General features: G+C 38.3%; 14 protein-coding genes and 1 pseudogene. 2 read left to right on the forward strand and 13 right to left on the reverse strand.

Annotated features, from left to right (window positions below):
- Positions 1 to 22 precede the first annotated feature (22 nt).
- The 11 genes and pseudogenes from QWZ06_RS07495 to QWZ06_RS07565 all read right to left on the reverse strand — a co-directional run bounded on the left by QWZ06_RS07495 (position 23) and on the right by QWZ06_RS07565 (position 17639).
- Positions 23 to 1894 (reverse strand): nucleotide disphospho-sugar-binding domain-containing protein, encoded by a 1872-nt coding sequence (locus QWZ06_RS07495; RefSeq protein WP_290296919.1) that lies wholly within the window; start codon positions 1892 to 1894, stop codon positions 23 to 25.
- On the reverse strand, positions 1887 to 2669 hold the full coding sequence (locus QWZ06_RS07500) for an alpha/beta fold hydrolase (RefSeq protein ID WP_290296921.1): 783 nt from the start codon (positions 2667 to 2669) through the stop codon (positions 1887 to 1889). Before QWZ06_RS07500 ends, QWZ06_RS07495 begins: the two co-directional genes overlap by 8 nt.
- Positions 2660 to 2959: an acyl carrier protein gene (locus tag QWZ06_RS07505; protein WP_002977699.1), complete on the reverse strand. Its 300-nt coding sequence runs from the start codon at positions 2957 to 2959 to the stop codon at positions 2660 to 2662. Before QWZ06_RS07505 ends, QWZ06_RS07500 begins: the two co-directional genes overlap by 10 nt.
- Positions 2947 to 4476, reverse strand: coding sequence for a 4'-phosphopantetheinyl transferase superfamily protein (locus tag QWZ06_RS07510; RefSeq protein WP_290296922.1), 1530 nt, complete (start codon positions 4474 to 4476; stop codon positions 2947 to 2949). The genes QWZ06_RS07505 and QWZ06_RS07510 overlap by 13 nt, the downstream gene beginning before the upstream one ends.
- Positions 4473 to 5957 (reverse strand): acyltransferase domain-containing protein, encoded by a 1485-nt coding sequence (locus QWZ06_RS07515; protein ID WP_290296924.1) that lies wholly within the window; start codon positions 5955 to 5957, stop codon positions 4473 to 4475. Before QWZ06_RS07515 ends, QWZ06_RS07510 begins: the two co-directional genes overlap by 4 nt.
- Positions 5888 to 6568: a beta-ketoacyl [acyl carrier protein] synthase domain-containing protein gene (locus QWZ06_RS07520; protein WP_290301311.1), complete on the reverse strand. Its 681-nt coding sequence runs from the start codon at positions 6566 to 6568 to the stop codon at positions 5888 to 5890. The genes QWZ06_RS07515 and QWZ06_RS07520 overlap by 70 nt, the downstream gene beginning before the upstream one ends.
- Complete coding sequence (locus QWZ06_RS07525; protein ID WP_290296926.1) at positions 6568 to 6954, reverse strand: beta-ketoacyl synthase N-terminal-like domain-containing protein; 387 nt, start codon at positions 6952 to 6954, stop codon at positions 6568 to 6570. The genes QWZ06_RS07520 and QWZ06_RS07525 overlap by 1 nt, the downstream gene beginning before the upstream one ends.
- Positions 6924 to 7199 (reverse strand): beta-ketoacyl synthase N-terminal-like domain-containing protein, encoded by a 276-nt coding sequence (locus QWZ06_RS07530; RefSeq protein ID WP_290296927.1) that lies wholly within the window; start codon positions 7197 to 7199, stop codon positions 6924 to 6926. The genes QWZ06_RS07525 and QWZ06_RS07530 overlap by 31 nt, the downstream gene beginning before the upstream one ends.
- A gap of 19 nt (positions 7200 to 7218) precedes the next feature.
- Positions 7219 to 14250: pseudogene (locus QWZ06_RS28150) on the reverse strand (SDR family NAD(P)-dependent oxidoreductase).
- Between the two features lie 974 nt (positions 14251 to 15224).
- Positions 15225 to 16238, reverse strand: coding sequence for a glutaminase A (gene glsA, locus QWZ06_RS07560; protein ID WP_290296937.1), 1014 nt, complete (start codon positions 16236 to 16238; stop codon positions 15225 to 15227).
- A 96-nt stretch (positions 16239 to 16334) separates the two neighbouring features.
- On the reverse strand, positions 16335 to 17639 hold the full coding sequence (locus tag QWZ06_RS07565) for a hypothetical protein (RefSeq protein ID WP_290296939.1): 1305 nt from the start codon (positions 17637 to 17639) through the stop codon (positions 16335 to 16337).
- 488 nt (positions 17640 to 18127) lie between these two features.
- Here QWZ06_RS07565 and QWZ06_RS07570 point away from each other — a divergent pair, with 488 nt between their 5' ends.
- Positions 18128 to 19939 carry a PKD domain-containing protein gene (locus QWZ06_RS07570; RefSeq protein WP_290296940.1) on the forward strand — a complete coding sequence of 604 codons (1812 nt, stop codon included), beginning with the start codon at positions 18128 to 18130 and terminating at the stop codon, positions 19937 to 19939.
- 137 nt (positions 19940 to 20076) lie between these two features.
- On the forward strand, positions 20077 to 23040 hold the full coding sequence (locus tag QWZ06_RS07575; RefSeq protein ID WP_290296942.1) for a T9SS type A sorting domain-containing protein: 2964 nt from the start codon (positions 20077 to 20079) through the stop codon (positions 23038 to 23040).
- A 133-nt stretch (positions 23041 to 23173) separates the two neighbouring features.
- On the opposite strand, the gene QWZ06_RS07580 is transcribed toward QWZ06_RS07575, so the two are convergent.
- Complete coding sequence (locus tag QWZ06_RS07580; RefSeq protein ID WP_290296943.1) at positions 23174 to 23983, reverse strand: phospholipase D-like domain-containing protein; 810 nt, start codon at positions 23981 to 23983, stop codon at positions 23174 to 23176.
- Between the two features lie 242 nt (positions 23984 to 24225).
- Complete coding sequence (locus QWZ06_RS07585) at positions 24226 to 25716, reverse strand: helix-turn-helix transcriptional regulator (RefSeq protein WP_290296944.1); 1491 nt, start codon at positions 25714 to 25716, stop codon at positions 24226 to 24228.
- Positions 25717 to 25812: the final 96 nt, after the last annotated feature.

Raw genomic sequence — 25812 nt, forward strand, 5'->3', positions numbered from 1 at the left:
ATCTTTGGAGTGGTAGAAGCATTTAATTATCCCAGTCAAATGGAGCATCATTCGGACGGCCTTTTACCGGGCCTACAAATTTCATATGCGATGGCACTGTATCAAACCCTGCAAAAGCCTGTGAAGTAAAGACCATATTCAGTTTATGAGAATGGATGTAAATTCCTTCTTCGTGAATACCTACTTCTTTTTGTAAGTCTTTGATTAGGTTTTGCTGCCATTCCCAGATTTTAGGGGCACTTTTTTCAGTGTCTCCCATTACATCCGGGGGAACAGGAGTTGTCGTGACACAAGGTATATTATGTTTATGAGCGAAAAGTGCTCCTCCGAAAGTGATACAGTCGTTCACGATCACATCCGGCATCCAGCTTTCTGTTAATCTTGTTAATCCAGGCATCATCATTTTGGCAAAAGGAACATACGTTTCTTCCAATGCCAATTTCATCACTTCAGGGCCTGAACAAGCCGGGCCATCATCCTGTCTTTTTAAAATACGGGCGATTTCCTCCTGATAGGGAATAAGGTCTTCTTCCGGATAGTAGTAAGAACCTCCTTCAGGAATATGTTTGTTGTCTAAAGGCGTAATACCGAACCATTTTACTTCGTGCCCACGGGCAATAAGACTAGCACCAACACTTAATGTAGGGCTTACATGTCCAAAAAACGGTGGAACAACGAATAAGAATTTAGATGGTTTTTCGTGTTTTGAGGCTTTAGTAATCGCCGTCTCCAATAAATTAGCTGCTGTAGATGCTCCTCCTGCTTCCATAAAAGATTGTCCTACTTTTTGAGCGGCCTCACGGTAGCTCGGGTTATTTAATATTTGTTGTACTGCCTCTCTCAGATGATTGGCTTTAAATCGGTTGAAATTAAGTCTTTCACCTGCCTCTGTACGCACTACACGTCCTGCAACGTGCGACTGATCATAAGCAATTGGGATCACTACCAAAGGAATTCCGTTGGATAAGGTTTCGGAAACGGTATTGTGACCGCCGTGGCAAACCACCCCATCAAGATGAGGCAACAGATCCAATTGCGGAACTTGTTGATACACCATGAAATTGTCCGGCCACTGCTCGAAAAGCTGCGGATCAGAAACCACCACAACCGTTAAATCTTCATCTTTGAAAGCATCCACTACCTTTTGGAAGAATGCCTTTTTATGATCGTGATCGAAAGTCGTTCCGATACTTACTAAAATCTTTTTATTGGTGGCACTTTTTAATCTGTCCCAATCAAATTCACAGGAGATACGTCTTTCGGTAAGAACTGGTCCCGTGAATTGATATTGAGGTGCCAGATCATCCATTTCACCAAAGAAATACGTGGAAGTCAAAACAAGCGTCAACAGATCTGAAGTGGCCAGAGAACGCTCTTCATCGAAACCTAGTTCCTTCTGTAAATCGATGATTTGATTCACTTCCCATTCGTGTACTTTTGGCAGCTCATTCATGATTTTGATGGCAGCCGGAGCGGTAACGGAAGTCGCACAAGGAATTCCTAATGCTTTGGCAGCTATAGGAGCGGCAAATAACTGATGGTCACCAATGATTAAATCGGGTTGGTAGGTTTTTAATAAAGAAACAATTCCATTGTAGCAATGTCTGTTCAGCGGGATAAGCACCTCTTCGTAAAGGAACTTCACACTGTCGATTCCATACACTACTTTTTTGGAAATAATATCGAGATATTGTTCGCTTTCTTTCTTTTCTTCATCGGTCTGATCGTACTGGATCAGTAATAATTTTCCGCCCTCCGGAAGTTTAGCCTCTAAAGTCGGGTCAAGGCTGATCCAGGCTACTTCGTGCCCTCTTTCCAACAACGTAGCACCGATGCTTAGGGTAGGGTTGACATGTCCTGTCAAGGGTGGAACTATAAATGCAAATTTAGCCATGGTTCTTCGTTAAGATATTAGATAAAAACTGGGCGATCGTCTCTGCGATCAGCTGAGGTTCCTGAATGGGAATATTGTGATCGCCGGAAATCAATTCAAGTTCGGATGAGCCGATTTGAGACTGCAGCCATTCTCCTGTAGGTCTGCAGTTGGAATCCGCACCGTAAAGCAATAACGTGGAAGCTTTCAGTCGATTGAAATTGGCTTCACCAAGGAAATGTTTTTCCTTAATCATATCTGCTTTGATACTTGTTTGATTAAACAAAAACTCATACATACGATGGTTCTTTTCCATTTGTCTTTTGCCCATCTGGACTTTGGTAGTATCTGTAAAATTGGCTACATAATGCTCAAGGAATTCCTTGCTGTATTCATCAATGATATTCCTTGCTTTTTCGTCCTGAGGATCCGGAGCTTCCATCACCACCAGTTGATTGACGCGTTCGGGATATTTTAAGGCTGTTTTTAAAGCAATAAGACCACCGAAGCTATAGCCTACAAGATGTACTTTTTCCAGTTGAAGGTGATCTATTAAACCCATCAGATCGGATGACATGTTGTCAAGGTCGTACCCATCCAAAAAGCGTTCACTCATCCCGTGACTTTTCAGATCGTACATCACCACATGGAAATGTTTTGCCAGAATGGGGGCAATATTAAAATAATAAATGGACAGGTTGCTGAACATACCGTGGATCAGTACCACGGTTTGTTCGGCTCCTTTGTTGAGTTCCTGTATATGAACTTGTTTATTATTGACAGTGATTATTGGCATTCGTAGATATAATTGATGATCATACTAAGGTCAAGATTAATAAGCTGGTCAAGATCCATAGAAGATAACCAACCTGTAAAGTCGATCTGATCGCCAAAATGCGCCTTGATCTTTTCAGAAAAAGAGACAATCTCGATGCTGTCCATTTCAAGATCTTTGGTGAATGAACTTTCCGGAGTAATGTCCATCTCCTCTACAAATTCAGCACCTATCACTTCAGTAATAAAACCTTTTAATAAAGTAAAAAGTTCTTCGTGGTTCATTTTTAATGTTGCGTTTACAGTGTCCATCCGATAATATAATTTTTATGTTTAATAGTTTTGATTTCAATGTTGTTGATCCACAAGTGATCATCTTTTATAAGTTCGACTTCGAAGGCTTTTGGATTTCCTTTCAGTCCGGTTCCTAAGAATTTTCCGTAGGCTTCTTTCGCTACCCAGAAACGGGTCGTCCACTCTGCCTGATCTCTGCCTTTTAATAAGGCTAACTCACTGTCTGTAAATACCAGATCATAAAATCCTTCGCTGCGTTCTTCCATGAGTTCCATATCGATTCCTACAGATTTTCCGTATCTCGCAATACCCACGGCTTCTTTTCCTTTGTGAGCCAATGAGATATGGATGTTTTCTGTAAAATCACTGATGAGGTAAGGTTTCCCCACTTCATCGGAACGGATCTCGAAAGTAATCGGGAAGCATGCGTGATTTTTTTCCTGACGAAGAAGGTTTCTAACGGCATCTTTTACAGCAACACGGCTTACCATCCAATTTTTCTTTTTGTTGGGTAATAATTGCAGATGATGCTGTTTTTCCGTCTGGTTGAAATATCTTTTCAGGATAAAATCCCATGAAGCGACCCTGGTATACGCTTGATGGAAGAAGAATACTTCCGGAGCGATCTCTTCAGAAAGACGGTTATGCAATGGCGACATGGAAACATTCCATAAAGCGGCATCAATTTCCAGTCTTCTGTTCTGCCATCCGGTGATCGCACACCATACTTTTCCGTCTCTTTTCAGGATAATATCTGCAATGGCAAATTCATCATTAAGCTCGGTCAACATACAGGTGCATTCAAAAATACCTTCCTGATCGTGCATATCACCAAAGAATTCAATATCTCTGATCTTCACTGGGAAGGCGATACGGTCTTTCACCAAGGTAAGCTGTAACCAAAGCCCGAATAACTGTCCGGCATTGTCTAATAGAGACCCTTTTCCACCATTTCCTTTAATTTTTCCTACAATTCCTTTGTTTCCAACGGCTGATACTTCGGTAATTCCCTGGTATTTATCGCCATGAAACATGTGGGCATCATAGATTTCTTCAGGCGTTCTTTCAATCGGTAAAAGATCACCAACAGAAAGGTTGAACGTTGGAGTAGGGACAGGTGAGGATTTTAAGATGACTTCTGCATTGGCGAAGTTTTCAATATCCAGATACGCATGGTTTTCACCACGCCATTGTCCTTTTACGGTTTTCTCAAAAGGTTGGGCAACGTTCATCCATTGGAATACACTTACGTTCATGATTTTATGAACCTGTGTTCCCTGGATTTCCGCTTCTGCAATTTCTGCAAGCTGCTCAAAGATCATGGTCATCGGGATTACCGGTTCCATATCTGCTACATGAGCCCATCCTTTGGGCTGTCTCAATAAGCTGTGGTCAATCAGATAAGGATGACTTTCAAGCGTCACATACAGATCTTTCGAGAAAGTTGTACTTCTTGGTGCTTTGGGAGCTACTTGTTGTGCTAAAGGAGCTGGACGTGGAATGGTGATTTCCGGTCGGTTCTGGAATAAAGTCAAACTTCTTCCTGCATACGGATCATATCCGTAACGTTGTCCTGGAATGCCTGTACCAGCGGATGACCACTTTTAGCCGTCATAGCTGAAGCAGAAGCAGTATATTGTTTTGGTCTATCAAAGGCTTGAGCTAATGCTTTTACTTCTTTAAAATTTCTGATAATAGGGGAACCTAATTCCAGCTTTATTCCTTTACCTGATGATTTTTTTGAATGCTGCTGAAGCTCTAAAAAGTCAAGAGCAACAGTTTTACCTTCTACAAACAATGAAGCAACAACACGCTGTAACTGCGCTAATGCAGAACGTGCAGGAACACTGGAAGCAATCGTGCTGAATGCTTTTCCTTTCAAAGTATCATCAATAAATCCAATCAGTCCGCCGGTACCCACCTGAATGAATACTCTTACGCCTTCTTCGTATAATTTATCTGTCAGTTCACGGAAGCGAACAGGTTCTACCAAATGCTCAGCACTCAGTTTTCTGATCGCTGCCTGATCTGCAGGATAAGGTTCTAAAGTCGTCGCAGACCATAACGGAATCTTTGTTTTCTGGAACTGTGCTTTTTCCATTCCGGCAAGGATCACATCCAGTTTATCAGCGATAAAAGGAGAGTGGAACCCAGACTGGAAAGGCAGTACCTGATGGAAGATCTGTTTTGATTTTAATAACGGAACCAATTCATCCAATGCGGCATTGCTACCACAAAGAATCACCTGATTAGGGCAGTTGTCGTTAGAAATATACAGGTCTGAAATTTCAGAAATAAAAGGCTGTACGACATCAATTCCTGCTCCGATGGCAATGAATTTAGAATCTTTTAATTCAAAAGTTTCAGGATTCAATACATCGATTAAGGCTTTAACAGAGTTTGCTTCTGCCAGTTCTGATGAATATCCTGCCAGCCATTCTCCTAAACTGTGTCCTGCATTCATGTCCGGGATAATTCCCAGTTTTTTCAATGAATTATCAAGGATACTGCAATTGTTGAAGATATTTAAAGCATCGGTTAAAAGGCCTTCACCTTCTGTTTCTATAGGGGCTGTTAATCCGAAATAACGGCTTACACTTTCCACCTCACCTTTTGCCAGTCCATCCAATCCAGGGAATACAAAGGCTACTTTGCCGCCATCTTTTAATAATGGAGTAGAAGTATACCAGATGTCCTGTTTGTTTTTCCAGATCAGGTTTTTAGAAACAATTTTAAGGGCTTTTTCTACTCTTGCAGGGGTTGGATCGAATATGGCTACTCTGAAATCTCCTTCACCTGTAGTGGTCTCGTTATTTTTTAATGCAGAAACTAATTCTGCATGGGTAGGTCTTGCCAATAGCAATACGGTGTCTTTTTTCGGCATATCATAGCCTTCAAGAACAACATGTGCATTGATTCCTCCAAATCCGAAAGCGTTGACTGCCGCTACTTTTGGCAGTCCGGTTTTTGACCAGTTTTTAGCTTCCTGTACCGGTTCAAATCTTGTATTCTGCATCTCTGCAGTGGGATTTTCACAGTACAATGTTGGTGGTAAAGTGTCATGGTGTAATGCAAGACAGGTTTAATCAGTCCCGCGATTCCTGCAGCTGGCATGGCATGGCCAATATTGGATTTTACTGATCCGATTCCTGCTACCGGAGCCGCTTCTTCTTTTCCAAAGAACTGTGCCAAGGTCTGAAGTTCTGTTTTATCTCCAAGCGGGGTTCCAGTACCATGGGCTTCCAGGTAACCTACTTTATTTTTATCCAGATCAGCATTGATCCAGGCTTGTTCTAAAGCTTTTAACTGTCCTTTTACGGATGGGCTCATCACACTGGTTCCATTACCATCACTGCTGACTCCCACCCCTTTGATCACTGCATAGATTTTGTCCTGATCGCGAACAGCGTCTTCCAATCGTTTTAAAACGACGAAACCACAACCTTCACCAATCAATAATCCATCAGCATCCATACTGAAAGGCTTGATCTGCTGTTGACGGGACATCGCTCCCAATTGAGCAAAAATACTCCAGAATGCAGCATTCTGTCCGGTGTGAACACCTCCGGCGATCATCATATCGGAACGACCTCTCTGAAGTTCCTGTACGGCGTGATCTACAGCGATTAAAGCACTGGCACAAGCGGCATCAACCGTAAAGCAACGCCTCCAAGGTCAAAACGGTTGGCTACCAATGAAGCCACCAGATTGGGAATCAATCCCATGGCAGTATCGGCAGCGAAACGTCCTTTTCTTTCCTGGAAAGCATGTTTTACCTTTTCAATATCAGCAGAAGATACCTGAGGGAGCAATTCCTGCAATAAAGAGGAAATCTGTTCTCCGGTTCTTACAATTTCAATGGCACGGGTAGCTCCAGGGCCGGTATAGTTTCCTTTCCCGATGATAATTCCTGCTTTTTCAAGGGAAGTATTCTTTTGAAATACTCCGGCATCTTCCAAAGCTTTCTGAACTAAATCAAGGGTCAGTAAGTGATCAGGTTCTGTTCCTTCCACCGCAAGGGGTAAATTCCAAAGCTGGTAGGATCAAACTCATAATCAGGAATAAATCCGCCTCGTTGGCAATAGAAACGATCGACAGGATTGGTGGCATCACTAAAGTGTACCGGATCTATCCGATCTGCCGGAGCGGATTGGGTAGAGTCTACTTTATTGACAATATTCTGCCAAAAAGTATGGGCATCCTGCGCCCCGGGAAAGACGCAGGATAGTCCAACTACAGCAACATCTGTTTTTTTCATGTATAGTGTTTACAGAGGATTACCAATTATTTCCTGACATGATAAGCACTTGGCTTTCAGTTCCGTATTTTATCTCGTTAAGAAAGATTTCTTTTCCTTCATCCAATGGGATCATAGAGATTCCTCTACGTTCATATTCAGATTCAAGGGTGGAAGAGACCATTCCGGCACCTTTCCAAGGCCCCCAGTTGATGGAGATTACTTTTCCTTTTAATCTTTTATTCAGAGCGTTAGCATAATCATCCAATACACTGTTGGCAGCAGCATAATCTGTCTGTCCCTTGTTTCCATATACCGATGCAATACTTGAGAATAATACCACGAACTGACAGTCTGTACGAAGTTGTTCAGCCAATACACGAAGTGGTTTTACTTTGGTATCAAATACGCGTCCGAAAGATGAAGTTGTTTTTTGTTTGAATAATTTATCTTCTAAAAGACCTGCTCCATGAATTACTCCGTCTAAACGGTTGTATTTTTCATAAATACCGCTGATCAGATTGCTTAATCCTTCTTCGTCACAAAGGTCTAATGATTGATAAATAATTGTGTTTCCAAGCGCTTCCATATCACGGATCGTGCGTAATATTTGATTGTTTTTGAAAACTTTTGTGGTTTCTTTTTCAATCTCAGCTGGAGAAGTAAATTTTCCAGACTTAATTAGAAAGGCTCTGATTTCTTCTTTAGTCTTCATTCCTTCAAGCTCTTTTGCCGAAGCCTCATTTCTTGGATCTGCTGATCTTCCTACTAAAATGTAAGTACATGGATAAGCCTGAGACATGTGTTTCACCAATTCTGCAGTGATTCCTTGTGCTCCTCCCAATACCAGTACTACTGATTTTTGATCTAATTGAATGTGTGCTTCACTTAAACTTGTTGACAATGGCGAAGGGATAATATCTACCTTATGTCTTTTTTCGTTTTTATAAATTACTTCAGCAGGTTTATCATTGGTAAGGATTTCCTTTAAAGTGATTTCAGCGATCTGATCTACTTCCTGAGGCGTGCTTAGGCTGATTAATCTGCAAGTTGTGTTATCAAATTCTCTCGCTAAACTTTTGAAAAGTCCTGGGTAACCTTGGTGATGACGTAATACGCTTACATCATTGATTTCCTGAATGTGTGCAGGAATATCAGAAATTAGATAAACCCATTTTGCTTTGTCAAAATCTAGTTTTTTGATCAAATCAACATGGTCAATGATGCTTGGTTTATCTGTAGCTGAGAACAGGTCTAGCATGATCAATCCATCAACGTTGGAAAGATCTTTGTCTGCCGCTACCAATTCTACGATAGCTCCGTGTTTTTCCAATTCAGCTTTAATGGCTGAGGTTTGTTGGGTATCATCCTGAGTGATGGCGAAACGTTTTCCTTGCAGAATCTCTGTATTTTGTACTGAAGAAGCATCTGTAGGAGTGATGTCAAAACGAAGACGTGATAATACATTGTTTGTAGCTTCAGAAGTTACTTCTTCTTTTACTTCGTTTTTTACTTCATTGGTGTCACCACTCATTTCACTGATCCAGCTTGCCAGTCCACGAAGGGTTTTAATGGCTGCCAGTTTTTCCATTACATCATCAGCCTGTTCAAGGTTTTCACCAAAACCGATCTTGTTTTTAAGATCTGCGATGATTTCCATACGCTTGATAGAATCGATACTAAGGTCTGCTTCTAAATCTAAGTCTAGACCTAGCATTTCTTTCGGATACCCTGTTTTTTCACTTACGATATTTAGGATCGCATTTTGAAGATCTTCTAATGATAACGTAGATTTAGCTTGTGAAGTTGAAGTTGTCTCAGCTGTTTTTTCAGGAGTTGCTGGTGTTGCATCTGCCCCTGAGAATTCAGTAAGCCATGAAACTAATCCGCTTAGGGTTTTGATTCCTGCTAACTGTTCCATCACCATATCTTCATTGGTATTACCTTTAGCTAGGGTTCCCAATTCGTTACGAAGTGTTCCGATAATTTCTACTCTTTTGATAGAGTCGATACTTAAATCAGCTTCAAGATCCATTTCCATGCCCAGCATTTCTTGTGGATATCCTGTTTTATCACTTACAACTTGTAGCAATAATGCTTTGATATCCCTTGTTGGAGCAGTTTTTACAGCAACAGCAGAAGTGGCTACTGCAACCGTTCTTTCTTGTTGAACCTGTTGTACAGGAATGGTACGTTCAGGAGCTGAAGTTGGCATTGGTGTATTGTAAACAGGCATTGGGTTCACCTGAGGATTCTGTCCCATAAAGGAAAGCATCACATCACGTTGTGCCTGTATCATTAATTTCATACTGTTTTAATATTCCTGCAACATACGTTCTGCCGTAGATAGGGCTTCCGGTGCAGGAGCTTGCGTATTATGAGTTGTAAAATTGTTCATAGGAATAGGGTTTATGATAGGGAGTGCACCATTAGCAGGTAATGATCCTGTTGTCGGATGTGCAGCTTGTCCGTTAACGCGCCAGATGGCCGGGCTTTTTTTGTACAATTCAGGCTGGTTGATATCAACCAGCTGAACGAAACGACCATCGAAAAGTTTCTCAATATTGAAGCTGCGGCCTGTTCCTAAATACTGAGCCAACATGCAAAGTAAATGGGTAAACTTGTTACGGCTGCTGTCTTCAACATATAAGGTCAACTGATCTTTTTCAATACATGATTTTGCCAATCCTGTAAGGACTTTTCCAGGCCCTACCTCAATGAAGATTCTTGCTCCATCGTTATACATCGCTTGCATCTGTTCCACGAATCTTACTGGTTGTACCAAATGTTCAGTCAATCTTTCTTTGATGTCTGAAGGATTCGATGGATATATTTCAGCTGTTGTATTGGACCATACAGGAATTTGCATTTCCTCAAAAGAAACGTCTTTTAATACATCAGCATATAAATCTTTTGATTTTGCCAATAACGGGCTGTGGAATGCGCATGCAACTTCAAGCTTTTTTGCAGAAATACCTTCTTGTTTAAGGACTTCCAATAATGTATTGATTGCTGATGTACTTCCTGCAATAACGCATTGAGTAGGAGCATTAAAGTTAACAGGATAACATCCTTCCACTTTAGCAATGATAGGTTGTAAACGCTCGTGAGTAGCACTTGCTGCCAACATTGAGCCTGGATCACCGCCTTCTACTGAATTTAATATCGATTGAGCTCTCTGGATACTTAAATCAACTAATTGATCTTCACCAAATACTCCAGAGAAACATAGAGCAGGTAATTCGCCATAGCTATGACCTGCCAGCATATCAGGAATAATTCCTAATGATTCTAAGAATTTAGCCAACGCGAGATCAACGATTCCTAAAAGTGGTTGTGCTAAACGGGTATCTTTAATGGTTCCTTCTGCTGTTTTAAATCTGCTTCATTGAACGTTGTTGAAGGAAAAACTACTTTTTCAAGCTCAGGATAGTTATCAATCACTTTACGCATTGCAGGGAACACTACGAATAGATCACGAGCCATGTTGATTCTCTGACTTCCTTGTCCGGGGAATGTGAATGCTACTTTTCCTTCTTTTTTACTTACAGTGAAAGTATCTTTAGTTTCTATCCCCAGCAGTACTAACTCAATTTTCATCATCAGGTCAACTGCAGTGTCCGCAACAATACTGAACTGAATTGGTTTTTCTGAACCGATGCTTAAACTGTACGCAATATCTTTTAATGGAATCTCATCATTGATTTCCAATAATGTTTTGACCTGGCTTGATTGTCCTTTTGCTTCTTCATAAGTATTCCCACGGAATACGAATAATTCTGAAGGCCACGATTGCATCGCAATAGAATCATCTTGTTTCGGATGATTAGCAATTACCGTGTGGAAATTGGTTCCTCCAAATCCAAAGCACTGATTCCTGCATAACGGTTTTTTTCCGTCCATAATCCCGTTTCAGCATGAAAAGAGAATGGGCTGGTTGCTGCATTGTAATAAGCATTAGGCTGCTTAAGATGAAGGGTAGGAGGTTTTACACCATGGTAAACTGCTAAAGAAGCTTTGATTAATCCTGCTAATCCTGCAGCACATTTAGTATGTCCGATCTGTGTCTTCACGGAACCTAAATGCGTTTGTCCCGGTAAAGCCCCTGAACGGCTGAATAAGTTAGTTAAAGCACTTAATTCTGTTTTATCTCCAACCACAGTTCCTGTACCGTGAGCTTCGACCAATCCTACAGATGCAGCACTGATTCCGGCTTGGGTATAAGCACGCTCCAGAGCTCTTACTTGCCCTACTTTTCTAGGAGCCGTTAATCCAAGAGCTTTTCCATCGCTGGATCCGCCCACTCCTTTGATGACAGAGTAGATACGATCACCATCGTTGATGGCATCTTCATATCGTTTCAAAACAAGGATAGCGATTCCTTCTCCAAGAGCAATTCCATCTGCTTCGCTATCGAAAGTAGCGCATCTTCCTTTTCTGGAAAGGGCATGGGTGCTGGAGAACATTAAGTAATCGTTGATCCCGTTATGTAAATCGGCACCGCCGGCAAGAACCATATCGGATTTGCCTAGTACAAGTTCCTGGCAAGCTAAATCGATAGCGGCTAACGAAGAAGCACATGCTGCATCTACGGTAAAGTTCTTCCGCCAAGATCCAGACGGTTCGTAATCCTACCTGCGATTACATTGGCCAGAATACCCGGGAAAGAATCCTCTGTGGTATGTGGAAATGCCTCTTTTACTTCTTCATGAAGTTCTCCAAAAACTTGTTTATAATATCCTCTGAAACTATAGCTGTTAGCAAGATCATTACCGCCTTCAGCTCCGATAATTACAGAGATGTTTTCTCTATTAATATGTTTTTCACCATATCCTGCATCTTCCATAGCACGTTTTGCGACCAACAAAGTAAGCAATTGTGTAGGCTCAATAGCGGCAAGGGATTGTGGCGGAATACCAAATGTAAGTGGATCGAAGTCTATTTTAGGAATGAAGCCACCCCATTTTGAATGCGATACATCCGCTTCGTCTGAATCTGGTTTATAGTAAAGATCCTTATTCCATCTTTCGTCCGGAACTTCAGTAACGCTGTCTTTCCCTAAAATAATATTTCTCCAGAACTCATTAAGGTTTTTAGCACCAGGGAAGATACATTCCATTCCAACAATCGCGATATCCAAAGGTTTTTCGCTTGATGTTGGCTGCTCAGATAATGCTGCATTTTGGATGTATTCGTAATTGCTGATACTCACATTTTGGTGAAGCTCTTCAAGGGTCATCACTTTATTTTGCATCGTAGCAATCTGGCCAATCATGTACATGCCAAGATCCAACTGATCATCTTTAGGAATATGTACTAATTGATCACCCTGACGTTCTATTCCTTTTGCTGCAATTCTTAAACGGCCTACGTTTAATTTTTCCAATTGCTCCCACACTACTTTTTTATCAGCTCCTGCTGCTAAAAGTTTAGCTTTTTCAGTATTGAAGTGGTTGGCAAATGCAGTATTTAGACAACGGGTTTCGTGTCCTGGAGCTGTTTCCAATAAGACTGTGTCTTTAGCCTGCATAGCTTGTAACTGGAATTCTTCCTGAATGGCTCCGGTTTGTACAGCTTCCTGTGTGTACAAGTAAGCGGTTCCCATCAGTACCCCTACTTTTACTCCTCTGGCAGCCAATGGAGCGGCCATGATAGAAACAAGTGCTGTTGAGAAATCATTATGGATTCCACCGGCAAAAAATACACTTATATTTTCCGGATGGTCTTCTTTTAATATACGTTCAATTTGTTTTTCCCAAAGAACTGTACTTGATAATGGCCCTACGTGGCCACCACATTCACGGCCTTCGAAAATAAAGTTTTTAGCACCTTCTTTAAGGAAAATATCCAACAAGGCAGGAGATGGAACGTGCAGAAATGTCTTTATTCCCGCTTTTTCAAATACTTTAGCCTGAGCTGGTCGTCCTCCTGCAATCAAAACAACAGGTGGCTGAGCTTCCAGAATGTAAGAGGTTTGTTCATCTCTTAGTTCCTGAGGAGCAAATCCTAAAATACCTACCCCCCATGTTTTGTTACCTGCCAATTCCTTAGTTTCCATTACTAAAGATTTCGCTGAGTTTCCTTTCAATAATGATAGGGCAACAAATGGCAAAGCTCCGGCTTCTGCAACGGCATTGGCGAACCCTGGAACGTCACTTACACGGGTCATTGGCCCCTGTGCAATTGGATATTTTAATCCAAGATCCTGAGCTAATGGATTGTTTTGGTCAATAACCTGGAGTGCTTTGGCTTGTTTTAGATGCCCATACATGGCTTCTTTAAGTCCAAAAGCTAGTTTTTTTAATGTTCTGAACTCTTCATACAGGTCAGTTGCCAACGAAATATCTTGTCCCATTGGGATATAGCTCTTGCTGATATCAAGATCTGTAAAATAGTTTTTTAGGTCTTCGGCATTGATATCATCTGGTAATGAAGGAGAATTAGGTCTTACCAATACTCGATGGTTGGCGATGATCTTAGTCTCAGTTCCATTAAGTTTTGAGGATAAATCCTTTATGTCTTTTGGAACAGAACTTTCAGGGAATAAAGCAAGTTGGCTATCTAATACAATTCCTGTTGCACCTAAGGCTTTTACTGCTGCTGCGGTATGGAGTCCTATTCCTCCTTGTACCCATACAGGAATGCTTTTGATTTCTTTGATAATGCGCTGAAATAATACGAATGTAGATTCGTAGCCGATTTGACCTCCAGCTTCATTTCCTTTGATGATGATTCCTTTAGCTCCTGATTGTTCAGCTTGTTTTGCTTCTTCTAAACTGGTTACCTGATAGATAATATCCAGATCCAGATTTTGGGGAACTTTCATCCCGAATGGTAAGATCGCAAATCTTACACTCTCAGGTAGTTGAAGTGTTGATAATTTTTCATTAGAAACATAAATACCATAAGAGGGTAGGTCTGTTTCTTCCAGTTGACTAAGTGCTGCCTGGGCGGTCGTTAACTCTTGGCCTAAGCTGAGGACAGGAAATATACCCGCCTGATGCAATTTAGGCATAAGGTTGACATCCGGCTTTTCAAAAGGCGTTAGTCCAATAATGGTTAAGTTTTTCATGGCGTGATATGTTAGTAAGGATTTTGTAAAAAATGCATAAGTCTTTGAAACAAAGAGGAATGTATGATTACAAAATCATAAAATTGGTTTTTGTTATATTTTTAATGGTAAAGCTTTTCTGTTGAGAATTATTCAACAAAATATCATTGCCTCTAAGGTAGTTGGAGTAGAGGTATGTGTCCGGCTCTTCAAAAGGCATTAGCCTAATAATGGTCAAGTTTTTCATTGCATTTAGTATTAAAATAATAATATGCGATTTTGCATTGAAACATCAATCTAATGGTAGTATAGATTAATTGTTTGTAATACATGAATAAAAATAATAAATTTATGATTTATTTGTAATCATAAATTAAATTCGATAATAATTTTTTAACAAACAAATGTTAATTGTTCAAATGTTATAAAAGTATACGGTTTATTTTCTTATTCGTTATAAACAAGCCGGCACAATCTAGGTTACTATAAAAATAAATAATTATAGTTAAAGAAATGTTAAGCAAAGATAGAAATAAAAAATAAAATATTTCAAAAAGAAGAGATTTGTTTTTGTTATATTACAAAAAGATAACATGCGGATTTAACGGTAAATTCTACAAAAAATAAATTTGAAAATACCGCAAAAATATTAGTTGATGTTGCATGGGTCTGAATTGGAATACTATAGAGGGGTAAGGAAAGAATGTATTTTGTGAGTTATTTAACGTTTTAAATTAAGAAAATGATAATTTTAATCATTATAGATTTTATTTATCGGATTAATTTAAAATGAAAAGAGGACTACAATTAATGAGTCCTCTTGATTTATTTAATAACGATTTAATGATTTATAATAATTATTACTATTTTTTTTAGCTTTTTAATTCGTCCATTGGAATTAATTATAGATGCTGATTTGTTAAGATACTATTTAATTATAGTAACAAATTGTTTACTTTCAATTTTTGATATAGTCAGAAATACTCTTTATCATCTTAAAAGATGCTCAAATTATAGTGCTTAGCAAGATCTAGAATGATGTGATAGCCTGCCAATGAATTTCCATGTTGATCTAATGCAGGGCTGAATACACCAATGCCCATTTTTCCCGGAACGCTTACAGTGATTCCGCCGCCTACACCTGATTTGCTTGGTAATCCTACCATTCGGGAATATTCGCCGCTGAACTCGTACATTCCGGCAGTCAGCATTTGAGATTCTACTAGTTTGGCTACATCAGCATTTTTATATTGAGAGTCACCATCAAAACGCACACATTGATTGGCAAAGAAATACCCGATTTTTGCAAGGTCTTCTGCTGTAAGTTCAATAGAGCATTGCTTGAAATAATTATCAAGCTGGTCTTCATTTCCTGAAATCAATCCGCTGTTTTTCATGATGTAGAACATTCCGCGGTTACGATGTCCTGTAGATTTTTCAGATTCATAGACTGACTTGCTATAATCAATAGTTGGATTTTTGGTGATGTAGCGTACCATATCCAGTACTTTAAGGAAGGGTTTTTCACCTTCGCCGGGAATTAAGGATGTCGTAAGGATAGCTCCGGCATTCATCATTGGATTCAGTGGCTTTCCTGTTGTTTCAAGATTGGAAAAATGATTGAAAGGTCTGTCGGATCCGAAATAGCCCATTTTATCGAAAATATTAGCTTCTCCTCTTTCGTTAACAGCAACCATCAAGGCAATGATTTTGGAGATGCTTTGCATGGTGAACTTCTTTTGAACATCACCTGTATTATATATTTTTCCGTTTTTATCTACTACTGAAAACGCAATGGCTTTGGCATCCATTTTACCCAATTCAGGAATATAATCTGCTACTTTACCTTGTGTATAGTAATTTCTGTTCTTTTCAAGGATGCTGCCCAGTGTTTTTTCTGAAATGCCCGAAATATCTGCTGTTTTCTGAGCGTATGTTATTGTATTTAAGGATAAAAACCCTGCGATAAGAATTCCTTTGGCGGAAAATAAAAAGCTATTTTTTTTCATGTAGAATATTTTCGAATAAAAGTTGATAATAAGCCTCGAAAAAACAAAGATAAGGTATTTCGTTTTTTGTGCAAGATTTGAAAGAATCTGGTGTAATTACCTTTTTAATTCAAAGTCTTTATACAATAAAATTCCATAGTTATCCAGCATGTGGGTTTTGTTATTTTCTATCTTTCCATCGTTGGTATTGATGTAGTAGAGTGAAGATTTTTGATTAATGATTTCTTGCTGATCCTTCAGACTAAGATTTTTAACGATCTTTATATTGCTGTTCTTATCAAAGTTTCCTATTAATAAAACTTGTTCGGAGTAGTTTCCTAAATGAAAAATAGCAGGCTGATCTTGAATATGTGTGTTGATTTCCCGGATGAGATCTTTGGCGTATTTTAATTGCTGATTCTCATAATCTTCATTGACAAATACGGTTCCTTTGATCTGAATTTTTGTTGCATTTACATGGATTAAAAAAGGAGACAGCAATACTGCGAATAATACAGGTTTCATAAGCTTTTCATTCATTATATAATATAAAAGAATGAGAATGAAAGGGATTGATGGAATGAGATATCCGGCTTCCAATGGATATTTAATAAAGAATGCCAGATTGAAAATGACGATTAGAATACTGAATATAGCAAAGTTATTTTGAGGTAAGTCTTTTAGCTTTTGACAGTCATGGGTGAAGAATTGCAGGGTTAAACCTATAATAATTGCCAATATTCCCAGGGTTCCAAATACATATAATGTGGCCAGACTCAACAAGCTTGATAGGTTAAATTCTGGGTCCCCTGAGCTTTGCAGGAAGCTAATTCCATATTTTAAAATAACAGGGACAAAGAATAAAAAGGTGAAAAGAAAGGTAAGGGCTGTAAATTGAATTGTCCTTTTGATATCCTTTTCTGAGTAGGCGTAAATTAGAAAAACAAAAGCTGGCAGGAAAATAATATTATTGAACCTAGCGCTTACCATCAGACCAAACAGCATGGTAGATACCCAAAGATTTTTTTTCAGAAGATAATAAGTGCTACTCAGCAAAAAAAATAAAGACCAATTGTATTCCATAGCTACAGTGCTATTGAGATAGATTACCGGAATAAAAGGGAATGCAATTGTGATGGGAAAAGATAAATTGACTTTAAGAAAATTCAAAATCTTAAAAAGGTATAGACAACAACCGATTGTAAATAAAACTGATAGTAAATTGATTACCCAATAAGGGGAATCGTAGAGTAATGAATATGAAAGTTCCGGCAATGGATAGCCAGGAAAACGGGATACATTGTAAATGTGATCTTCGTGCAGTATTTTTCCGGTATATACTTCTCTCCATGCATCCAGATCAGAGCCTAAACTATTAAAAATAAAAGGTAACCGTGATAGCAGAACTATTAAAACTATCATTATTTCCTTATAATATTTTTTCATTTTACCTGTTAATTGTTTTCTGACACAAAATAAGTTCTTTTTTACTTAATAAAAAGGATAGTCTGAGAACTTATTCGAGATTATGTGCTACGAATTGCTTAGGCTTGAAATTGTATAATTTTAGAAAGAGATTGAGCGTGATATTTTTACTTTTATTCTTATGTTTTTATAGTTAAATTTAAATTATTTGTATAAAAAATTCATCTAAGTGTCGTTTTTGGTTTATTTTATTCTTGTTTTTGCTGTTTTAATGAGTAGGAAACCGTTGGTTTTTGTCATTGAAATGGAGGGAAAATGTTTTTTTTGTGAATAATTACTACGGGTGTGAATTAATGTATTCTTAGTGATGGTGGTATTTTGTTGATATTTAATATTCAATAATATAATATTTTTAACTTATAAATGATTTTGGTGTTAAAATTTTCATTAATTTCCAAATGAAAATTAATACATTTTTAATAACCATGAAAAACACTACTTACTTTAGTAGGCAGCACGTCTTTAGATGGCTCCTGCTATGTTGGCTCCTTGTGCCTTGGGGGCTACAAGCACAATCATTATCCCATATTACCTGGGACTCTCAGGTCGGATGTCAAATATTCCGGGGCGATAAAGCAACTAACGATGATTCGTTTGCTGCTGGAGATATCGATTCAGGAAAATGTGTCCGTGTCTGCGAGGGAAGTACCGTAAAATACACGGTTCAGGGATCCGGTATTGCTTCTGTTGCCTGGACGTCTACTGGCGGAACTGTACAGGCGACTTCAGGGGGAGCTAATCTTATGGCAACTATTGTATGGGGAAATGCAGGAGCAGGTTCTTTACAAGCCGTTGTAACATTTGCAAATGGAACTACTGAAACCAAAAACATTTGTATTGAGAAAATAAATAAACCTTCAGCTTCATTTGAAATGGTAAATCTGAAGGATAGAGTATGTAAAAATACTGAGGTTCATTTTAAAAACCTTTCTCAGGCGAATGGTGGAACTGATATTATCAATTATTTCTGGGATTTTGGTGACGGAACAACTTCTACAGCTTTTGAACCCTCTCATACTTTTACCCAGGGAGGTGGAACTACTGTTACATTAACGGTAACCAACAAATGTGGCTGCTCAGAAACAACTTACCAAAAATTAGAAGTACTGGAGGCACCGCCTTTACAAATCAACTGTCCTTCTGTAGTTTGTGAAGGAAGTACTGCAAAATATAGCGTTCAGAATTCATGTAAAGGAGATTGGAAAGTAATTGGAGGCTCATGGTATATTACCGGCGAAAATGAAATCGAAGTAAAATGGGATAATGTAAATCCTGAAGACGGTTTCGGCTATGTAATGTATAAGTCTGAGTGTGGCTGCCCAGAGTGGACTACTGTTAAGGTTCCTGTGGTCTTGAAAAAAGGATTCATTAAAGGAGAATCAACAGTATGTTTAGGAAAACAATATAAGTATTCTATTCCACAATGGCCAACGATGAAAATGGATAAATGGGATGTAATAGGCCCAGGAGGAGGAATGTTGACTTATAACCAACAAAGAAATGAGATTCTTTTCACAGGAACAGTACCAGGTACTTATACACTAACGGTTGAATATACTAATACTTTATTGCGATGCAAAGGGTATGCAGAGAAAACGATTGTTGTGGAAGCACCTGTAGTTATATCTGGTGGAAAAGAAGAAATCTGTGCAGGAGAAGCTCAGGTATTTACCGCCTCTCCTAATGTTCCTGTTATTTGGAGCATTACTTTAAATGGGAGTGTAGTATATACTTCACCACAACCAACAACAGCTCCTCTTAGTTATCCTTTCTTAACGGTAGGAACTCATATGATTACCGCAATTAAAGCAGGTGGAGCTTGTGAGAGTAATGCTATAAACGTTAAGGTAGTAGCTCCTCCAAAGCCACCGAAACCTATTATAGGAGAATCAATAATATGTCCTGGAAGACCTTATGTCTATTCAACAATCACAATGGTTTCAGGAGTAATTCCTGTATGGAGTGTTACGAATGGAACTATTCAAGGAAGCAATACAGGGGATTCTGTGACTATTATATTTAACCCGGGAGCAAGTTCATATACTGTTTCGCTTGTCAATAAAACGGATGGGCCAGCAGGATGTGTCTCTAAAGCAGTTTCAAAGGTAGTAAAACCAATAGATCTTAATTCGATTTCTATTAGTTCGAACCCTGGACCTTTCTGCCCAAGCAGTACTCAGACGTTTACAGCGAATTTAGGCAATATTGTTCCGGATTCTATAGAATGGAGTTTGTAAATCCTAATTTTGGAAGCTTTATATCTGGTCAAGATTCCCAAAATGTTACAGTGAATATCAATGAGGTTGCTAATAATATATATACAACAAATCTTAAATTAAGAGTTGTTGTATGTGGGCAAGAAAAAATAGTGACCATGCCAATAAGTAAGTTAGCACTTCCGGTAATAAACTTTACAAATGTTGGAAATATTTGTTTAGGTTCAAATTTACATTTTACAGTTAACCAAGGAATTATTACCTCTGCAACAAATGTAACATTTACTTTTGCGAATGGATCTACTTATACAACAACGTTCAATCCGTCTGGAGTTTATGATTTCCCAAATAACGGGTATATCCAGAATAATAGCGGGGGGAATGTTTCTCAAATAGTTACTGTAACGTATAGCGGAACTAATGGATGTGCCTATAAGCCTACAGCAAGTGCAAGTTTCATTATTCTTCCGGAGACCATCATTACTGTTTCTCCAGTATACAATCTTGAAGTTTGTGGGGATTATCCTATGCAGCCTTACACCCTTACAGCTAATAGCTCTACAGGGCTTACCAATACTACAGGTTGGCAGTGGTTCAAGGATGGTTTACCAATCGGGAATAATACCAATTCATATACTTTATCAGGAATGGGAGTTGCCGGTACTTATCAGGTAAGAGCAACTGATCAAAATGGCTGTGTTGTTTATTCACAGGAAATTCATGTGACAAATTCATGTCCACCTACAGGTAATTGTCCATCACCACCACCATTCTCTTTCGTTCCGAAATGGACAGGTTGTAACACAATTACTGTAAGTAATGTGAATTTTACCACTTCACCGGATGAGATTCAATGGGTGTCCAACGGTATACTTACATTGGTGAGTCCTCAAGGATTGCCTTCAGCTACATTCCAGACTAATCTTGCGGGAGCACATATTGTTTCCCTTAGAGTGAGATATGGTACATGTTGGTATTCTGTAAGTGTAGAAGTTAAAAAACATTATGAACCTAAGTTCAATGTTGCTCAGACTTGTAACGGTAATGGATATAATGTTACTTTATACAATACTTCTACAGTATTTGATCTTGGTGCCAATACCAATGCAGTTGTGTATAAATTTAGTTTGCCTGGATATCCTGATCAGATTGGTCAGACTGCTAATTACAACAATTTGGCGCCAGGTACTTACACCTTTACAATGAGAGTATCTGCGCCAACACTTGGGTATCCTGAATGTGTAATGACTAAAACAGTTACATTAGCACCAGTTCCGGATCTTAATTTTGCACTTCCGAATACAGCATGTAAAGGAAGCGGGGTGAGTCTTTCTGCGGGGTCATATACTCCTGGAAATATTTATACCTGGAATTTTGACGGAACAGCCTTTGTGACTTCACAAGCAAGTACTCTTGTTACATTCAATACGGCTGGAGTAAAATCGGTGAGTTTACAGGTTAGAACGCCACAAGGATGTGTATATAATTCTGTTGTTCGTACAATTACGATCAATGAGGCTAATTTAAATGGAACGATTACTCCTTTAAGTGTAGTAGCATGTGAAGGAACATCTCCGGTAATTTCATTTGTTCCGTCAGGTACTGCACCAGCAGGATATATGTGGATGAACGGCAGTTCGGTAGCATCTGGAGCATCTAATTCAATGAACTACATTCCTACAGAATCAGGGAATTATTGGCCAGTGCTGATTGCAGCAAATGGTTGTAGAACTTACGATATGAGTATCAAATCGGTAGGTGTAGCATTTAAAAAACCTGCATTTGTAAATATTTCAGGACAAACAAATGTTTGTGCTAATAGCTCCATAACATTGAGAGGTATTGTGGGGGATAATACCCTTGAATACAGATGGCTAAGAAACGGTGTTCCAGTAGCAACAGGTTGGTCTGTTACATATCCAATTGTCTATACTACAAGTGGATTGTCTGCTGGTACTTATACCTTTAGGCTAGAAGCTCGTACACCGGGAACTACAGATTGTGCGGGATCTAAAGAATTTGTGGTTACAGTGAGTAATCCTCCTGCAGATCCTATCGTGACGGCTACTCAAATAAGCTGCCAGCCATATAGAGTTCAGTTGACAGCATCAGGACCAGCTAATGGAGAATATAACTGGAGTAACGGAATGAATGGACAATCTATTACAGTAGAAGAAGGAGGAGTATATAGAGTAATCTATACAGCTCCAAGCGGTTGTAAAGTATTTGGCCAGAAAGATGTACCGTTGAGTATAGAAAGTCTAATGTGGGTATTCCCTACAGGCTGTTATGATTATTGTAGAGATAAAGAACGTTATATTCTAGGACCAAAAGGTAACTTCGATTATCACCAGTGGGAGAGATTTGGAGTTAACTTACAAAGTGGAGTTAATGATGTTATTTATCCATTCTACTATATTGATGCATCTGGAACTTATAGATTAAGAATTGATCAGAATGCACCTGGACTTCATTGTGAGTATTATTCAGGAGCCTTTAATTACTATCCTGGTGAAAAATGTGGAATAGAGACTCAATGTCAATTTGATGTCAATATTACAGCATTTAAATGGGATGGTGATCATTATAACGTTCACGGAACGATATACAATGCTAGCGGCCAGCCGGTGATGCTTACGGTTTCAAGTCTTAATGGGTATGGAACTTATTTCCCATCTATGATTACAATTCCGCCAGGAGGAACATATGATATGAATTCTAATCCATTGGTCTTCTATCCAAATTCCAATTTCCCTGGAGGAAGTGATGCGATCTTATTCAGGGGGCAGGGTGATTGTAAGTTTGTTGCTGAGCCGGAAATTAAAGGCAAGTCTATTGCTACAACGGCTAAAACACCAAGTCTTACTACGGCTTCATCTTTGAAATTGCTACCGAATCCTGCGAAGGATATTGTGAAAGTTTCATACAATACAGGTAATGAAAAATTACTGGCAACACAGATCAAGGTTTTTGATACCATGGGTAATATCAAATTCCATAAGGAACTGAAAGCAGCTTCCGGAGAGGTAAATGTAGATATCTCTCACTGGTTGCAGAGTACTTATATTGTCATTGTACAAGCGGGAGAAACCTCGTTGCAAGGCAAATTGATTAAAAATTAATCCATATTTCATTTTAATAAGCAATGCCCTCCTAAGAGGGCATTGTTTTTTATATAATGTGATCAATGAATGACCTTATTGATCTGATATTTCAGTGATATTTATGTATACTCCTATTTTTTACTGATAGACTTTAGTACGTTTCCTCGCTGTAGACCTGCTTTCCAAGATAGAAAAGTTCATGCTTTTTAAGATTCATATTATCCTCAAAAATATCATGTACAAAACGAACCAATTCATTTACTTTTTCCCTTTGGGTAATTCTGATTCGGGATTCAAAATTAGTAGTGAATCCACTCTTGGTGTAGTTCAAAGATCCAAGATAAGCAACTTTTCGATCGATGATGTAAATCTTTGAATGCAGAAACTTATTGTCATAACGGTTGTTCCGGATAAATTTAAAATTTAAATTTTCGGAGTAATGATAAGTGTAGATTTCCATTTTTTCCACTTCCGTTTTCTTTTCCCAACATCGGAAAAATCCATATAGGGAAGCAACAGCCACTAAAAGAGCCACAAAATTATTTGAATTGGTAAGGTCATCAACCAGATGGATCCCAAAATAAATAAGTGCAAAGATTCCCAGGCAGAATAATACAATCGAAGATAAAAAGAAAAGATTTTTTAAACTTTCCCTTTTATCTTTTTTCTTTACATCAGTCACCCGGTTCTGATGAATGAGCTTTCGTAAAATATTTCCATATTGCTCCGGACGAAGATCACTGAATGCTAATCTTACATTGATGTTCCTGTTTTTCAGCATAATAAGATCATCCAGCTTTACTTCATCAATATAAGGAGAGATAATCAAAACTTCTGCCTTTGCATTCAGAATATCTTTATTGAGCTGATTCCCCGCATTTTGTCCGACAAATACTTCAACTCCCTCACTGTTTTCAGTATCAATTTTAAAATAATATTTTTTGTTTTCCTTATAATACACGTTCGTCTCTCTTAAATTGTATTGAAATTTATAGGTTTCCTGATTTGTGTTTCTTTCAAAACAATACCTATTCAAAACTGGAAAATCACCCTAAGTTTATACTTTAGGCTCCAAATTTACACTTCTTTTTATTGTTTGTTTTACGGGAAAGCGTAAAAACTATACCATGGTAAGGGTGAATGAAGTGTTTTTCCAAATGAGTGTGTGAGTTTCATAACCCATATTTCTGATTATACAATTTTTTACTCGGTACTTTCATTGTTCTCCAGCTTCTGAAAATAGACAAAGAAATCCTCTTCACTCGGGATGTTAAGTTTCTTTCTCAATCTGTATTTCTTTTGTTGAGCAGATTTATGTTCAATAGACATAATCGCTGCAATCTGTTTAGAACTGAAATTAAGACTGATCATAGCAGAAAGCCATAGATCTGTGGAAGAAAGGTCACTATTTCTTTTAAGTAAAGTTTCAATAAAATCTGGATGTATTTCCTGAAACCGGGTTAGAAAAGAAGAGTCATTGTTTTTAGCAAGCAGTATCAGTTCATTATTATTTTCAATGATTTTATGACTTAAATTTTCATTTTCACTCTGTAAAAGTGTTATGCTATTTTTTAAATCAGCAGTTTCATTAATGATTTGCTTTTTACTATGTTTCAATCTTTTGTATAAAAGGAATCCTGCGAGGATGATCAGAAGCAATACGAGCCCGGAAAAAATGATGACGTTGAACTTAAAAGTCTGTGCAGAAACTTCTTTTTCAGTCAATAATTTGTCAATAAGAAGATTTACTGTATTGTTCTGATTTTTGGATAGCTGTTCTTTTGCGTGGGTAAACTTATTATTGAATTCTGCTTGCTTTTCCTTATCTCCCAGATAACCATAAGTGTCTGCCATGGCCTCGTAGATAAATGGAATATTATAAACCTTACGGGTCTTAATATAAATATCCAATCCTTTCTGATAATAGGTTAAGGCAAAAGCATCTTTTTCTCTGGTCCTATAATAATCTCCTGCAATACGGTAAACCTGTCCTCTTCGTGAATCCAGGATTTCTTTTCTTTGATTAGCAAGAATAAGGGCGCGTTCGAGATAAAAATTTACAGAATCTATTTGTTTTGTATAAAACATATGGTGCTTCGCAATCAGGCTATTGATGAGGTCTGTATTTTCAATATTCATTGCTTTATGAAAATAGATAAGAGCAGAATCACTTTGCTTAGCTTCATAAAGAAAATCCGCTCTGTTAGAAAATACTTTGGTGAGGATATATTTTTTTTGATCCTCTACAGAACACTTACGGGTATGATAAAGTGCTTTTGCATTATATTCAAGGGCTGTTTTGTGTAGTCTAGCTACCTTGCTCATTTGCCCATACTCTTGGAAAACTCTTGCTTTGAGTGCTTCATTATCCGATTTGTTGAGTAATGATTCAGCTTTTTTTAAAAATACCAATCCTTTTTCATAGTTTCCAACTATAATGGACAAATTAGCGATGTTGATATAACAGAGTGCTGCTCCATCTGTATACCCATTTTTTTGAGCAAGATGGAGATATTCACGGTTTAGTTCTAATGCTTTTTCGTAATTTCCAGCGAGACTGAGGGCTTCATTTTTCTGAAGAAGCGGATAATCAAAACTTTCTTTTTCCTTTTTTTTTGACGTACAGCTACTTAGTAAGCTACAAAGTACGATAAATGGAACGAGGTTTCTTTTTAAGAAATCGATATTTTTCATAAGGTAGGATCGATGACAAAATTAAGAATAAATCAGAATAATTTTATGTTAAATAATAAAGATTTAAACATAATTGATATGGTCTTAATATTATTG

The organism is Chryseobacterium tructae, from assembly GCF_030409875.1.
Classification (GTDB): domain Bacteria; phylum Bacteroidota; class Bacteroidia; order Flavobacteriales; family Weeksellaceae; genus Chryseobacterium; species Chryseobacterium tructae.